Source organism: Glutamicibacter uratoxydans (genome assembly GCF_050753455.1).
GTDB lineage: Bacteria > Actinomycetota > Actinomycetes > Actinomycetales > Micrococcaceae > Glutamicibacter > Glutamicibacter uratoxydans_A.
In genome coordinates, this window is the sequence record NZ_CP192736.1 from 969,890 (window position 1) to 984,403 (window position 14,514).

The 14,514-nt window shown below is 58.5% G+C and carries 12 protein-coding genes; 9 read left to right on the plus strand and 3 right to left on the minus strand.

The window, feature by feature from the left end; all coding sequences use genetic code 11:
- Positions 1–48 precede the first annotated feature (48 nt).
- Positions 49–390, plus strand: coding sequence for a DUF485 domain-containing protein (locus ACQQZ8_RS04485; RefSeq protein ID WP_431711491.1), 342 nt, complete (start codon positions 49–51; stop codon positions 388–390).
- A gap of 6 nt (positions 391–396) precedes the next feature.
- Positions 397–2,016, plus strand: a complete 1,620-nt coding sequence (locus ACQQZ8_RS04490; protein ID WP_431712135.1) for a solute symporter family protein — start codon at positions 397–399, stop codon at positions 2,014–2,016.
- 197 nt (positions 2,017–2,213) lie between these two features.
- Here ACQQZ8_RS04490 and ACQQZ8_RS04495 read toward each other — a convergent pair whose 3' ends face one another.
- On the minus strand, positions 2,214–2,687 hold the full coding sequence (locus ACQQZ8_RS04495; RefSeq protein WP_431711492.1) for an Lrp/AsnC family transcriptional regulator: 474 nt from the start codon (positions 2,685–2,687) through the stop codon (positions 2,214–2,216).
- A gap of 151 nt (positions 2,688–2,838) precedes the next feature.
- Here ACQQZ8_RS04495 and pdhA point away from each other — a divergent pair, with 151 nt between their 5' ends.
- The 7 genes from pdhA to ACQQZ8_RS04530 all read left to right on the plus strand — a co-directional run bounded on the left by pdhA (position 2,839) and on the right by ACQQZ8_RS04530 (position 13,066).
- A complete protein-coding gene (gene pdhA / locus ACQQZ8_RS04500) occupies positions 2,839–3,960 on the plus strand; it encodes a pyruvate dehydrogenase (acetyl-transferring) E1 component subunit alpha (RefSeq protein WP_431711493.1) in 1,122 nt (373 codons plus the stop codon).
- The gene (locus ACQQZ8_RS04505; RefSeq protein WP_431711494.1) at positions 3,957–4,961 is read left to right on the plus strand and encodes an alpha-ketoacid dehydrogenase subunit beta; all 1,005 of its coding nucleotides are present in this window, start codon (positions 3,957–3,959) and stop codon (positions 4,959–4,961) included. Before pdhA ends, ACQQZ8_RS04505 begins: the two co-directional genes overlap by 4 nt.
- Entirely contained in the window at positions 4,958–6,298 is a 1,341-nt protein-coding gene (locus ACQQZ8_RS04510) for a dihydrolipoamide acetyltransferase family protein (RefSeq protein ID WP_431711495.1), read from the plus strand. The genes ACQQZ8_RS04505 and ACQQZ8_RS04510 overlap by 4 nt, the downstream gene beginning before the upstream one ends.
- A 523-nt stretch (positions 6,299–6,821) precedes the next feature.
- Positions 6,822–8,624: an ABC transporter family substrate-binding protein gene (locus ACQQZ8_RS04515; RefSeq protein WP_431711496.1), complete on the plus strand. Its 1,803-nt coding sequence runs from the start codon at positions 6,822–6,824 to the stop codon at positions 8,622–8,624.
- A gap of 144 nt (positions 8,625–8,768) precedes the next feature.
- Entirely contained in the window at positions 8,769–10,286 is a 1,518-nt protein-coding gene (locus ACQQZ8_RS04520; RefSeq protein ID WP_431711497.1) for an ABC transporter permease, read from the plus strand.
- A 53-nt stretch (positions 10,287–10,339) separates the two neighbouring features.
- On the plus strand, positions 10,340–11,383 hold the full coding sequence (locus tag ACQQZ8_RS04525) for an ABC transporter permease (RefSeq protein WP_431711498.1): 1,044 nt from the start codon (positions 10,340–10,342) through the stop codon (positions 11,381–11,383).
- Positions 11,384–11,386: 3 nt separating this feature from the next.
- Complete coding sequence (locus ACQQZ8_RS04530) at positions 11,387–13,066, plus strand: ABC transporter ATP-binding protein (protein WP_431711499.1); 1,680 nt, start codon at positions 11,387–11,389, stop codon at positions 13,064–13,066.
- A 150-nt stretch (positions 13,067–13,216) separates the two neighbouring features.
- On the opposite strand, the gene ACQQZ8_RS04535 is transcribed toward ACQQZ8_RS04530, so the two are convergent.
- Entirely contained in the window at positions 13,217–13,681 is a 465-nt protein-coding gene (locus ACQQZ8_RS04535) for a GNAT family N-acetyltransferase (protein ID WP_431711500.1), read from the minus strand.
- Positions 13,682–13,749: 68 nt separating this feature from the next.
- Positions 13,750–14,367 carry a TetR/AcrR family transcriptional regulator gene (locus ACQQZ8_RS04540; RefSeq protein WP_431711501.1) on the minus strand — a complete coding sequence of 206 codons (618 nt, stop codon included), beginning with the start codon at positions 14,365–14,367 and terminating at the stop codon, positions 13,750–13,752.
- Between the last annotated feature and the right edge of the window lie 147 nt (positions 14,368–14,514).

Consider the following 14,514-nt stretch of genomic DNA (forward strand, 5'->3'; position numbering starts at 1 on the left):
AGAGTGTGTGTTCGCTCACATTCCGATTGGTATTCAAGGAGGAGAGCTATGAGCTCCAACCCGCAGCACGACCTGGAGTCATCGGTCGATTTTATCGCGGAACAGAACTCGGAAGAGTTCAAACAGTTACGCAAAACGCATCGTAGTTTCGTGTTCCCCATGGCAGTGGTCTTCTTACTGTGGTATTTCGCCTACGTGATCATGGCCGACTACTTCCACGACTTCATGTCGATCAAGGTGTGGGGCAACATCAACATGGGGATCGTTCTGGGTCTGTTGCAGTTCGTGTCCACTTTCGCGATCACCGCCGCATACGTGCACTTCAGCAATAACAAGTTGGACCCGAAGGCCAAGAAGATCCGCGAGCGCCTCGAGAAGCAGGGGGCCTAAGCCATGATGAGTCCATTGATTCTGGCGCAAGCCGAAACCTCCACCTCAGTGGGCAACCCCTGGGTCAACATCGCGATTTTCGCCGCCTTTGTCGGAGTCACCTTGGTGATCGTGCTGCGCGCCAGCAAGAACAACAAGACCGCTGCCGACTACTACGCCGGCGGCCGGTCGTTCACCGGAACGCAGAACGGTACCGCCATTGCCGGTGACTACCTCTCGGCGGCATCCTTCCTAGGTATTGTCGGCGCCATCGCGATCAACGGTTACGATGGTTTCCTTTATTCCATTGGCTTCTTGGTCGCCTGGTTGGTAGCCCTGCTGCTCGTTGCTGAGCTGCTTCGCAATACCGGTAAGTTCACCATGGCCGATGTGCTCTCCTTCCGGCTACGGCAAAAGCCGGTGCGTATCGCCGCAGCGATTACCACCCTCGCGGTCTGCCTGTTCTACCTGCTGGCCCAGATGGCTGGCGCCGGTGCACTGGTGTCCTTGCTGCTGGGAATTGATGAGAAATTGGGTCAGTCCCTAGTCATCGTGGTTGTCGGCGCACTGATGATTCTGTACGTATTGGTCGGCGGCATGAAGGGCACCACCTGGGTGCAGATCATCAAGGCTTGCCTGCTGATTGCCGGTACCGCGGTGATGACCGTGTGGACGCTGGCACTGTTCGGGTTCAACTTCTCCGAGCTCCTCGGTGCTGCGGCGAACGTCGCCGGAACCGATGCGGTATTGAACCCGGGTCTGCAATACGGGGCAACCAGCGCCTCGAAGCTTGACTTCATTTCCTTGGCCTTGGCTCTGGTATTGGGTACCGCTGGCCTGCCACACGTGCTGATGCGCTTCTACACGGTTCCCACCGCGAAGGAAGCCCGCAAGTCGGTGGTCTGGGCGATCTGGCTGATCGGCGCCTTCTACCTGTTCACCTTGGTACTAGGTTACGGTGCAGGTGCGTTGATTGGTCCAGAGAAGATCAAGGCCGCCCCTGGTGGCGTGAACTCGGCCGCCCCACTGCTGGCCTACGAATTAGGTGGAACCTTGTTGCTGGGTCTGATCTCGGCGGTCGCTTTCGCAACCATCCTCGCAGTGGTTGCCGGGCTAACCATTACCGCGGCAGCATCCTTCGCCCACGACGTGTATGCCTCGGTGCTGGCTAAGGGGCAGACCACCCCGGCTCAGGAGATGAAGGTTGCCCGGCGTACGGTGATCATCATTGGTGTCTTGTCCATCGCTGGCGGTATCGGTGCCCAAGGTCAGAACGTGGCATTCCTGGTGGCTCTGGCCTTCGCCGTGGCAGCCAGCGCGAACCTGCCAACCATCCTGTACTCGCTGTTCTGGAAGAAGTTCACCACCCAGGGTGCAGTATGGTCGATGATTGGTGGTCTGGGATCCGCGATCCTGCTGATCGTCTTCTCGCCGGTCTTCTCCGGCAAGGAAACCTCGATGATCCCTGGCGCAGATTTCGCGTTCTTCCCGCTGGCCAATCCTGGTATTGTCTCCATTCCGCTGGCCTTCTTCCTTGGCTGGTTGGGTTCGGTGCTCGATAAGCGTTCCGAAGACCTTGCCACCGCGGCAGAAATGGAAGTCCGCTCCTTGACCGGTGTCGGAGCCGAAAAGGCTGTCGATCACTAACACGCAGTGAGGGTGATGAGCGAAAATCACTCACGAACGGATCCCGTCAAACCCTGCAGGTTTGGCGGGATCCTTCCTGTTAACGGCACGAACCAAACAGGCCCGCGCGAGGGCCGCCAGCAAATGACCGGGTCGCAGGAAAACTTCGTCGGTCAGCTGACCTTGCGCCAGCTTGATCTGCGATCTTTTCTACGGGACTAAAGACCCTTATCCAGGGTCATTTCGATCAGTTTGGTGACTCGGTAGGGGACAAGCTCGGCCATTGACAGTGCCGAATCGGCGCGTTGTACGCCCTCGATATGCAGCAAGCGGCCGTGCACCCGAAAAAGCTCCTCGGCGTTCGCAGCCGCGACACGCACCAGAATGTCGGCGGTACCGGTTAGTCCATGGGCTTCCAGTACCTCGGGAATCTGACGCAACGCTTCGGTGATCTGATCCAGATGGCGTTGATCGACATGTAATTGAACGAAGGACAAAAGCCCGAATCCCAGGGCGGTGGGCGGGATACGGCGATCCGCCGGGTCAAGCACTTCAGCTTCTAATCGACTCAACCGGGTTTGTACGGTGTTGCGCCCCAAACCCAACGCGCTGGCAATCGAGGAGGCGCTGCGCCGCACCGCCGAGGACAGCGCCAACAAAATGCGGCGATCGGTACTGTCAAGAGGCTGCATAGAGTGCAGAATAACATTCATTTACCCATGGAAATAGGGCATAGTGCTTCTTCTACTTGATAGCCATTGTGCAACTTGCTTGTTGTGAGTAGCATCACAGTAAGGCGGGGTTCGCCGGAGAATCCTGCAGGATAACCAAGCGAGATTAAGGATGCCGATCGTGTCCACCCAACGCATGGACCTTAACGCAGTGGGCCTACCCACGCACCAGCTGCTGACGGTCAACGGAGAACGTGAACCCCATGAGGAGCTCGATCCCTATCTACGGGATATTGACGAGGCCGCCTTGGGGGATTTCCTACGCGACATGATGGTTTTACGTCGCATGGATACCGAGGCCACCGCCCTACAACGGCAGGGCGAACTGGGCCTCTGGGCCCCGCTGCTTGGGCAAGAAGCCGCTCAGATCGGTTCGGTGCGAGCCACCCAGAGTGAAGATTTCATTTTTCCTTCCTACCGCGAACACGGAGTTGCCTGGGCGCGCGGAGTCAAAGCCGAAGACCTGCTCAGCGTGTGGCGCGGGGTCAACCCCAGCGGATGGGATCCCAATGAGGTGAACATCGCCTGCCAACAAATTGTCATCGGTTCCCAAGCGCTACACGCCGCCGGGTACGCGATGGGTATCAAATTCGATGGCGGAAACCAGGTGGCGCTGAGCTACTTTGGGGATGGGGCCACCAGCCAGGGGGATGTCAATGAGGCACTGGTCTTTGCCGCGAGCTATCAGGCTCCAGCGCTCTTCTTCTGCCAAAACAACCATTGGGCCATTTCCGAGCCAGTGGGTCTGCAAAGCCGAACTCAGCTAGCCGACCGAGCCGCCGGGTTTGGGTTGGCGGCCTGGCGTGTGGACGGTAACGACGTTTTGGCGGTGCATGCGGTGACCCGTGCGGCCTTAGAGCATGTGCGTAGCGGGGCAGGCCCGGCATTTATCGAAGCGGTTACCTATCGGATGGGGCCGCACACTACGGCCGATGATCCCACCCGCTACCGGGATGAAGCCGAACTTGAACACTGGCGCACGAAGGACCCGATTCAACGGTTGACCAAGCATTTACAGCTCCTCGGTGCGGACGTCAAGAGCTATGTGCAACGAGGTGAGCAGGCGGCCGATGAATTGGCTGCGGAGCTTCGTCGGGCGATCACCAGCATGCCTGACCCGCAGCCGACGGCGCTTTTCGCCCACGTGTATGCCGAACCCCATGCCGCCTTGGCCCAAGCCGAACACGAGTACCTGCAATACCTCGAAGAATTCGAAACGGGGGAATCACTATGAGCCGGCTGACCATGATTAAGGCGCTCAATACCGCGCTCCGTGAGGCATTGAGCGAAGATCCGTCCGTCGTCTTGCTGGGTGAGGACATCGGGACCTTAGGCGGAGTTTTTCGTGTCACCTCGGAGCTAAAAAAAGAATTCGGGGCACAGCGAGTGATTGACACTCCGTTAGCCGAATCCGGAATCGTCGGAACCGCGGTGGGACTGGCCTATCGCGGGTATCGGCCGGTGGTAGAAATCCAATTCGATGGGTTCACCTACCCAGCCTTTGACCAGTTAGTTTCTCAAGTGGCTAAGTTGCATTACCGTTCCCGGGGTCGACTGAAAATGCCGCTGACGGTACGCATTCCCTACGGCGGGGGGATTGGTTCACCCGAGCATCACTCCGAGTCGCCGGAGGCTTATTTCGCACATACCGCAGGCTTGCGGGTCTTTGCCCCCAGCAGTGTGCAGGACTCGTATAGCATGCTGCGGCAGGCCATCGCCTGTGATGACCCGGTGATCTTCTTCGAACCTAAACGTCGGTATCACGAGTCCGCTGAAATCACCACGGGCGCGGTGGAATCCGGGCCGCTCAAAGCCCATGTGGTTCGACCCGGCGACGATGTGACCGTCATTGCCTACGGGCCCAGCGTTTACACCGTAACTGAGGCCGCGCTGGCGGCGGAGGATGAGGGGATCAGTATGGAGGTGATCGACCTGCGTAGTCTCGATCCGCTAGATATTGAGACGATGGCCGAATCGGTGAGGCACACCGGCCGGGTGGTGATCGTGCACGAAGCCGGTCCCACCGCCGGGCTGGGAGCCGAGATTGCTACGCAGCTCACTGAGCGATGCTTTGATTATCTAGATCATGCCCCGGTAAGGGTGACCGGATTCGACATTCCGTACCCACCGGCGCGTCTAGAAAAGTATCACCTACCGGACCTTGACCGGATCCTTGCGGGGGTCGACCGGGTGCTGCGTCGCACCGACAGCAATGATCAGGTAGGTGCACGATGAACGCGGCACAGATTTTTAAGCTGCCCGATCTAGGCGAGGGGCTGACCGAATCCGAGGTGCTGAAATGGAACATTGAGGTTGGTCAAGAAGTTGCACTCAATCAGGTGATTGCCGAGGTGGAAACCGCCAAGGCCGTGGTGGAACTGCCCTCACCTTACGCCGGCGTGGTGCAACAATTACATGCCCAGCCCGGCGAAACGGTGCCGGTCGGCAGTCCGCTGGTGACTTTTGCCGAACAAACAACCGACTCCGGGGCGAAGCCAACTCCGGTAAAGCCCGAACGCACGCCCACTCTGGTTGGCTACGGGGCGGAGCCTGCCAGTGGGAAGCGCCCGGCACGCAAGGCAAGGCGCGGACATAAGGCAGTGTCTGCACCGACCGCCGAGGCTGCGCCACCGGCGCACGCTCTGGCCGAAGATCAAAGACCGAGCACAGCAGCTCGCTCGACGGTGCCACGCAGTACGCCGCCGGTTCGTAAACTGGCCCGCGATCATGGGGTAGACCTAGCTAGCGTGCGCGGCACCGGACCTCAAGGGTTAATTCTGCGGGCGGACGTGCAAACCTTGATTGACGCCGAATCATCGGGGAGCCATACCCTGCAGGAGGAGCTGAACCAGCAACCGCCATCGCCCGAGACGCAAGACCGGGTGGTCAAGCTCAGCGCACTGCGTCGAGCCACGGCTAAGGCCATGGTGGAGTCGGCTTTTACCGCGCCGCACGCCACGGAGTTCCTGACCGTCGACGTCACCGCATCCTTAGAGTTGATCGAGCAGCTACGCCAGCATCCGAGTCTGCAAGAGCAGCACGTGAACTTCACGACGTTCTTGGCGCTGATCGTCAGCCGGCTGCTGCAAACTCACCGGGTGATGAATTCGAGTTGGGATGGGCCCAACGACCAGATCATTGAACATGGTTCGGTGAATCTGGGCATGGCGGTCTCCAGCGATCGGGGTTTGCTGGTTCCCGTGATTCGCTCGGCCGACCGGTTGAGTTTGAAGGAACTTGCCGGAGAATTGAGCGCGGTGATTGAGCAGGGCCGCGCCGGAACCTTGTCCCCGAGCCAGCTCACGGGAGGGACTTTTTCCATCACGAATCTGGGGGTCTTTGGTGTTGATGCCGGAACTCCGATCCTGCCCCCGGGGCAGTCGGCAATTGTGGCGATCGGACAGATCAAACCCCGGCCTTGGGAGTACCGCGGTGAATTAGCCTTACGGCAGACCGCCACCTTGGCGCTCTCTTTCGATCACCGGCTGATCGATGGGAAGGAAGGCAGTATGTTCCTCGCCGATCTGGGACGAGTTTTGGAGAACCCGGGGTTGATCAATCTCTTCGTTTAACGATTAGGAAACCCATAACACGTTTTTTGCCTTGCCCCAGTGGGGAAGATGCCAAGACGTGCTGATTTATTCGAGTGCCAAACCCTGAAAAGTTTCTAAATAGTCCCTGATGGAGGGGGAGCAAGACACCGGATTTCCCGCGCGGAACCGGTGTCTTGGTCGTGCAGAACGCAACAATTTAAGAAATGCTTCGTATATTTCTCCTCTGAAGTGAATGTTGCAAAAATGTTATAAAGCGTTTGTTTGACGTCCAGCCCGCTTCGCCGATTTCCCATTGATTTTTCCCAATGTGAAAGAGATCCTTGATTTTCCGCGGCTGTGAGGCGGGCGACACGAAACTGCTCGGTAACTTGTGAGCGTGACACATTGTTATCACCCCGCCGATAGTTCGAATCTGAAACGATTTCTTTATATCCATCCCCTCAAAAAACCGCTAGTCTAGTGCCCAGCGGAATACTTCATGTGATCTATTCCACAGGAACGTAGGTTCCAAAACCATTGATCGAACACTCAAGGAGGCGAAATGCGGTTTCAGCGCGTTTCGAAGGCCGTAGCGCTTGGCGCTGTATTGGCCCTGTCCATCACCGCTTGCTCCCCGGGTGGCACCGATGCCCCGGAAACCAGCGAAACCAACGCAACCCAAAACGGCGGTGGCGGCGGTACCGAGGCCAACACCACGGGCTTGGCAGACCTCGGCGACATCACCACCAAGGACGACACCATCAGTGTCTCGGTAGGTGCGCCGGAGTTCATTAGCTACAACGGCTTCACTCCGCAGACCTACTCGACCTACAACTCTGCGATCACCGATCGTATGTTTGCCGGCTTCTCCTACTTCGGTACCGACGGCGCCATCTACCCGAACGAAGACCTGGGTAGCTACGAGAAGGTCAGCGATGACCCGCTGGTCGTGGAATACACGATCGCCGAGGACGCTGTCTGGTCTGATGGCACCCCAATCACCGTGGCAGATGCCGTTCTGGCTTGGGCTGTGCAGAACACCAACCTAGACGCAGGCGATGGCGCCATCTTCAACTCGGTGTCCCAGGATCTTGGCAACACCGTTCCAAACGGTCCTGAGGGCGAAGCTTCGGGCAAGAAGTTCTCCGTCACCTTCAACGCACCGGATCCAGACTGGCAGATTCAGACCTGGATGCTGCACCCAGCCCACGTTGTGGCAGAGCAGGGCGGCCTTTCCGTGGATGAGTTCGTCGAGGCCGTTCGCGGCGGCGACGCAGCAGCACTGAAGGACGCAGCTGACTTCTGGAACACCGGCTGGACCACCGACCCAGGTACCCTGCCAGACGCAGAGCTCATGCCAGTTTCCGGCCCCTACAAGCTCTCCAGCTGGCAGGCCGGCGAGTCGGTGACCATCGAAGCCAACGAGGCATACTATGGCACCCCGGCAGCCACCAAGAACCTGACCTTCCGCTTCTCCGCCGACAACACCATGGTGCAGTCGCTGCAGAACCAGGACTTGAACGTCATCGCTCCACAGCCAACCGTGGATACCTTGACGCAGCTTGAAGCTCTGGGCGATGCAGTAGTCGTTCACCAAGGTGACACCCTGACCTGGGAGCACCTGGACTTCAACTTCATTGAAGGCAATGCCATGACCAACCTAGAACTGCGCAAGGCCTTTGCCATGTGTGTTCCGCGTCAGGACATTGTTGACAACCTGATCAAGCCACTGAACCCAGAGGCTCAGGTGATGAACGCCCGCGAAGTCTTCCCATTCCAGGAAAACTACGAGGAAGTTGTTTCGGCAGCCTATGACGGCCGCTTTGACCAGGTCGACATCGAAGGTGCCAAGGCCATCCTGGAAGAGCAGGATGCTGTGGGCACCGAGGTACGAATCGGCTACTCGGCACCAAACGAGCGCCGTACCAACCAGGTTGCTCAGATCAAGTCCTCCTGTGACGAAGCTGGCTTCGAAGTTGTTGACGCCGGCGACCCACAGTTCTTCGCTCCGGGCGGCACCCAGGAACGCGGTGACTACGAAGTAGCACTGTTCGCGTGGGCAGGATCGGGCCAGATTGCTTCGGGCCAGAACATCTACGCCACCGGCAAGCCCCAGAACTACGGCAAGTTCTCCAACGAACAGGTTGACGCCGAGTGGGAGACCCTAGCCGGATCGCTGGACCCAGCGGTTCACTTGGAGCAGGTCAAGAAGATTGAGAAGCTGCTGTGGGATGAGCTGTACGGTATCCCAATCTTCGCCCACCCAGGTCTGGACGCTTCCAGCGCCGACATCGACAATGTCCGTTTCACCGCGACCCAGAACGGCATCGTATGGAATGCCGAGCAGTGGCTGCGAGCAGAGTAGTTTTTACACCAAAAACTAACTGACTCCAACCGGTGAACGCCTGTGGGGCCCGATCCATCGGTCGGGCCCCACAGCATGTCTAAAGTTCTTCTACCTCAAGGACTTTGACGCGTTGACGGTGACGTAGAGAGTAGGGAAAACACCGTGCTGAAATTCATCCTCAAACGACTGGGCTCAGCCCTGGGCGTCCTGTTAGCAGCCTCGCTGCTGCTATACGTCCTGGTCATCAACTCTGGCGATCCGCTCGAAGATCTGCGTGAGTCCAATGCCGACAACCGTGAATACCTGATGGAACAACGCATCGGGTACATGGAGCTAGACCAACCCTGGTACGCCCGGTATTGGGGATGGCTCAGTGGTGCATCGAAGTGTCTGATCGGTCAGTGTGACCTCGGCCGCAATATCAATGGAATCGAAGTCTCCGGACTGTTGGCCAATGCGGCCTCATCTACCCTGCGTCTGGTGCTACTGGCCACCATCATCGCCGCGATCCTAGGCATCGCCATTGGTGTGCTCACCGCGGTCCGCCAGTACTCGGGTCTGGACTACCTAGTCACCTTCCTGACCTTCTTGTTCTTCTCGCTGCCGGTCTTCTGGGCTGCAGTGCTCCTGAAGAACTACATGGCTATCGAGTTCAATGACTGGCTCGTAGCCCCCGCGATCTCGATAAGTACCTCGATAATCATCGGTGTTGTTGCCGGTCTGGTGATGCAAATGTTGCTGGCCGGCTCCCTGAAACGTCGTGCCTTGACCTTCGTGATCACTGCCGCCTTCGTACCCCTGATGCTGCAGTACACCCTCTGGCTGAACTTCTACCGCTACCCACAAATGGGTCCGGCCGTCATCGTCGTGCTCACCGCGCTACTGGCCTTGAGCGCCACCGCGATGACCGTGGGGTTGAAGGAGCGCCGAGTCTTGATGCCGGCGTTGATCACCGTGGCCCTGGTGCTGGGCATCTACTACGCCAGCTTCAACCTGATGCTGAATCCAAACGTGTGGGTGCTGGTGATCGGCCTGATCCTGGCGGTGGCCATCCCCGCACTCATCGGCAAGCTGATGGGTGGCCGGCTCAGCAAGGTAGCTGCCAGTGTCTCGGCCATTGTTGGTCTGGTGGGCGCCGGGCTTACCCTGATCGATCACCTGTTCCGCGCGTGGCCGGGCTTCTTGCAGATCAAGTCCCGCCCGATCTCCACCATCGGTTCCTCAACCCCGAACCTGCAGGGCGGCTTCTGGGACCACTTCCTAGATAACGCCACCCAGCTGTTGCTGCCCACCATCCTGTTGGCGATCATTTCGCTGGCTAGCTACTCGCGGTACACCCGCTCCTCGATGCTTGAAGTGCAGCAGCAGGATTACATCCGTACCGCACGCTCCAAGGGCTTGGCCGAGCGTACCGTGATCTTCCGCCACGCCTTCCGCAATGCGTTGATCCCTATTGCCACCATTGCCGCCTTCGACTTCGCCGGATTGATCGGCGGAGCAGTGATCACTGAAACCGTGTTCGGTTGGAAGGGAATGGGTGAAATGTTCACCACGGGTCTGAACCATGTGGATCCCAACCCGGTGATGGCCTTCTTCTTAGTGACCGGTTCTGCCGCGATCCTGTTCAACTTATTGGCCGACATTGTGTACGCGCTACTCGATCCGCGAATCAGGGTCTAGTGATGAATCATGGCGAAACACAAGAATTCCGCGTGGCACATTAAGGACACACGATGAGCAATACCAATGAGCAGACTCCCAAGGATCTGACTTCGATCGCCGAAGTCGAAGATGCCAAGCTGGCGAGTCGGGACGAAAAATCAAAAAGCCAAGGACGCATCGTCTTTGAGCGCTTCATCAAGCACAAGCCGGCGATGATCTCCTCGGCGGTGCTGGTGATCATTACCGTGGTGGCGTTCACCTCCATCGGTTACGGGCCGCTACCGGGCTGGTGGGATAAGTCCTACCTCGCCGCCGGTCAGGTAGTCGATGGTGGACGCCCGACGATGAGCCTGCTGCCCACCTGGTTAGGCGGTAGCGGGTTGAGCATCGGTGAACACCCCTTCGGTCAGGATTCGATCGGCAAAGACTACTTCGCACTGGTGATGAACGGCACCCAGAAGTCGATCATCATCGGTTTGGTGGTTGGCCTGGTAGCTACCTTCATCGGTTCGGTGATTGGTGCGGTCGCCGGATACTTCCGCGGCTGGGTCGATGAGATCTTGATGCGCATGACCGACCTGTTCATCGTGATCCCCTTGCTGGTGCTGGCCGCCGTGCTTGGTCAAATGGCCGGTGCATCTTCCGGATCGATTATCACCCTAGCCCTCGTGCTGGGCTTGGTGACCTGGACCGGGTTGGCGCGTCTGGTGCGCGGCGAGGTGCTCTCACTGCGCGAACGCGAATACGTAGCCGCGGCCCAAGCCATGGGTTCGCGCACTGGAAGGGTCATCTTCAAGCATTTGCTGCCCAACACCATCGGTGTCATCGTGGTGAACGCGACCTTCGCGATTGCCGGGGCGATCCTGCTTGAATCCTCCCTATCCTTCCTCGGCTTCGGTGTTCAGGCACCGGAATCCTCGCTCGGGCTACTGATCAGCCAGTACCAGAACGCGTTCGTTTCACGTCCGTGGCTGTTCTGGTGGCCAGGCATGATCATCGTCGCCATCGCGTTGAGCGTGAACTTCCTGGGCGACGGTCTGCGCGATGCGTTCGACCCACGTCAGAGCTCCCGGCCACGTCGCCGGAAGCTGTCGCTGATGAATCGAAAGGGCTAGGTCATGAGCACTGAAGCTACCGAGAATTATGCATTGAGTTTCCAAGACCTGAAGGTCACCTTCGAAACCGAAGCCCGCGATGTGCACGCAGTGAAGGGCCTGAGCCTAGAAGTTCGCCCCGGCGAGGTCGTGGCGCTAGTCGGTGAGTCGGGCTCCGGGAAGTCGGTCACCTCCACCGCCGCGATGGGGCTGCTGCCCGGCAACGCCAACATCACCGGTGAAGCCCGCGTGGGCAACGTCAACGTGGTAGGACTGGATCAAGGTGCGATGCGCAAAATGCGTGCCACCGATATCGCCATGGTCTTCCAAGAACCGATGACGGCGCTGAACCCGGTGTTGACCGTGGAACGTCAGCTCACCGAGGCCTTGGAACTGCACGGAATCGCGTACGGTAAGGAAGCCACGGCCCGCGCGGTGGAGCTGCTGGAAATGGTCGGTATCCCAGAACCCGCCAAACGGATTAAGCAGTACCCGCACCAGTTCTCTGGCGGCCAACGACAGCGCATCGTGATCGCCATGGCGATCTCCTGTGACCCCAAGGTGATCATCGCCGATGAGCCGACCACCGCACTGGATGTGACGGTGCAGGCCGAAATTCTGGACCTGATGCGCGAGCTGAAGGACCGGCTAAACACCGGCATCCTGCTGATTACCCACAACATGGGGGTCGTGGCGGATATGGCCGATCGTGTTGCGGTGATGTTCCAAGGCAATCTGGTGGAGACCGGGAGTGTCGAGCAGGTTCTGCTGCGCCCGCAGCACGAGTACACCCAGCGCCTGTTGGCTGCCGTACCGCGCTTGTCGAAGATTGAACTGACCGAGGCCGGCCCCGCGCAGGCTGAACCGGTAACCCCCAAGGATCGTGAGCTGGTGCTCACTGCCGAGGACCTGGTGTTGGAGTACGACATGCGCGGCTCTAAATACCGGGCGGTGGAAGGAGTTTCCTTCGATATCGCCAAAGGCGAGGTGCTGGGTATCGTGGGCGAATCCGGTTCTGGCAAATCCACTGTGGCCAAGGCCGTGCTGGGGCTATTGCCGGTGGCCGAAGGCAGCTTGCTGGTCAAAGGCCACGATCTGCCTAAGCTCTCACCGCGGCAGGCCCGTGAGGTGCGCAAATCCATTGGGGTGATCTTCCAGGATCCTGCCGCATCGCTGAACCCACGTTTCCCGATCGGCGAGTGCATCACTGAGCCGATGGTGGTGCACAAGGTCGGGACGAAGGCATCGCGAGTGAAGCGCGCTCAGGAGTTGCTCGACGCGGTCAAACTGCCGCGCAACGTGATCAACCGCTATCCGCACGAGCTCTCCGGCGGTCAGCGACAGCGTATCTGCATTGCGCGCGCACTGACCATGAGCCCGGAACTATTGATTGCTGATGAGCCCACCAGTGCGTTGGACGTCTCGGTGCAGGCCGTGGTGTTGGAGATGCTGCAAGACTTGCAGCGCGACTTCAACTTCGCTTGCCTGTTCGTCAGCCATGATCTAGCCGTGGTGGATATGTTGGCCGATTCGGTAGTGGTGATGCAAAGCGGCAAGGCGGTGGAGCAGGGGCCGGTGAAGGAAGTGCTGCACGCGCCACGGCACGACTACACCCGGCGTCTGCTGGCCGCGGCACCGGTACCGGATCCGTACCTGCAGGCCGAACGCCGCGACGCGTGGCGGTTGCTGAACAACCAGCGGTAGGCACCAGCGTTTACTTCCCTGTGCCGTTGTCGCCTTGTCAGGTGACAACGGCACATCCGCCAGTGGCTAAGCTGTGCGGTAGCAAGAAACGAAAAACGAAGAGTCCCGATTCATGGAATCGGGACTCTTCGTTTTGGTGTGCAACGGGTATTAGTCCAGTTGCATAATGTTTTCGGTAACAACCTGCGCACGCGAGTTTGAAAAAACTTCCTCGGTACCCAACAGTTTGAAGCCACGGCGCTCAAGAACCTTGATGGAGCCGACGTTATCGTGCACCACGTGCGCGACTAGCGGACGCTTGGTGTACTGCTCCAAGAACGCTTCCACCGCGGTGGTGGTGATGCCCTTGCCCCAGAACTTTGACGAAGTCCAGAAGGAGATTTCCGGGGTCTTGTCATGTTCGAAGACCAGAATGGACCCGGCAACTTCTCCCTCGTGCTCGATCGTGCGCACGATTACCTTCGGATCGTTGAGGATCGATGACCAATGGTGATCGAAGACCGAACGGTCGGCTGGGTTGCGTGCCTGATAGGCGGCCATCAGGTTAGCCTCTGGTTCCTGCTGCTGAGCGAAGAAGACATCGAGGTCTGAAGGGCGAACTTCACGTAGCTGCACGAGAAAGGCCTTTCGGTTGTGAATGTGTGACCGCAACGGTTGCTGCGGTTGGAAAGCGGCATCTGACACTAGCCTACCGGTGATGTCAGAGCTGCGAGTGCCATCTGAGATAGCAAGAGTTTCAAACCAGACTTTTTGGTCCGCGGGTTATGCACCGAATGTGAGGTCGAATTCAGTAACCCGAATATTGCGTGAGCCCGAAAGCGATTCGTTTGTGCCGTGGACCCGGGGTGTAACTTCTCAAGTTGATCGGTCCATAACGCAATATAAGCATTTTGCAGTTTCCGAACCAGCTGTAGTTCCGTTTTGGGTAAGGATTTCAAGTCTCGGTCCTGAACCTGAATGATGTCCGGGCGCGAGAAGGAAAAATCCGTGTGGTAATCCACCAGACGCCGCAGAACTTCTAGGGGTTCGCCACCGATACCCACCGCTTGCTGACCCCCGGCGAGAATGTCCGTGGACATATCGACCATCAACGCGATGAGAACGGCCTGCTTACCGGAGAAATGTCGATAGACGGCCGGACCGGAAATCCCGCAGGCTGCCCCGAGGTCTTCCAAGGACACCCCGGCGTAACCGTGCAGGGCAAACAGTCGAGTAGCTTCCCGCAGCAGTGAATCACGGCGTTCGGCCTTGGCCCGTTCGCGTTCCGTGGGCTCGCTCAATGACTGATAGCTTCTCGCCATCCTTGCGACCCCCTTTGCTGGCCCGAAACCCTAGACAAGTGTGAGCTGCGACACTAGTCTCGAATTAGTTAATTGATATTAACCATACTGGCTGTGCAGGGCGGTCTCAATGCGTTACGCGCCAGTATTGCCGAGTCTGTTCACCGC

Coding starts and splice junctions, on each gene's coding strand:
- ACQQZ8_RS04495 (WP_431711492.1), bottom strand. CDS start 2,687: ATGCAGCCTCTTGACAGTACCGATCGCCGCATTTTGTTGGCGCTGTCC.
- ACQQZ8_RS04525 (WP_431711498.1), top strand. CDS start 10,340: ATGAGCAATACCAATGAGCAGACTCCCAAGGATCTGACTTCGATCGCC.
- ACQQZ8_RS04530 (WP_431711499.1), top strand. CDS start 11,387: ATGAGCACTGAAGCTACCGAGAATTATGCATTGAGTTTCCAAGACCTG.
- pdhA (WP_431711493.1), top strand. CDS start 2,839: ATGCCGATCGTGTCCACCCAACGCATGGACCTTAACGCAGTGGGCCTA.
- ACQQZ8_RS04510 (WP_431711495.1), top strand. CDS start 4,958: ATGAACGCGGCACAGATTTTTAAGCTGCCCGATCTAGGCGAGGGGCTG.
- ACQQZ8_RS04485 (WP_431711491.1), top strand. CDS start 49: ATGAGCTCCAACCCGCAGCACGACCTGGAGTCATCGGTCGATTTTATC.
- ACQQZ8_RS04515 (WP_431711496.1), top strand. CDS start 6,822: ATGCGGTTTCAGCGCGTTTCGAAGGCCGTAGCGCTTGGCGCTGTATTG.
- ACQQZ8_RS04490 (WP_431712135.1), top strand. CDS start 397: ATGAGTCCATTGATTCTGGCGCAAGCCGAAACCTCCACCTCAGTGGGC.
- ACQQZ8_RS04505 (WP_431711494.1), top strand. CDS start 3,957: ATGAGCCGGCTGACCATGATTAAGGCGCTCAATACCGCGCTCCGTGAG.
- ACQQZ8_RS04540 (WP_431711501.1), bottom strand. CDS start 14,367: ATGGCGAGAAGCTATCAGTCATTGAGCGAGCCCACGGAACGCGAACGG.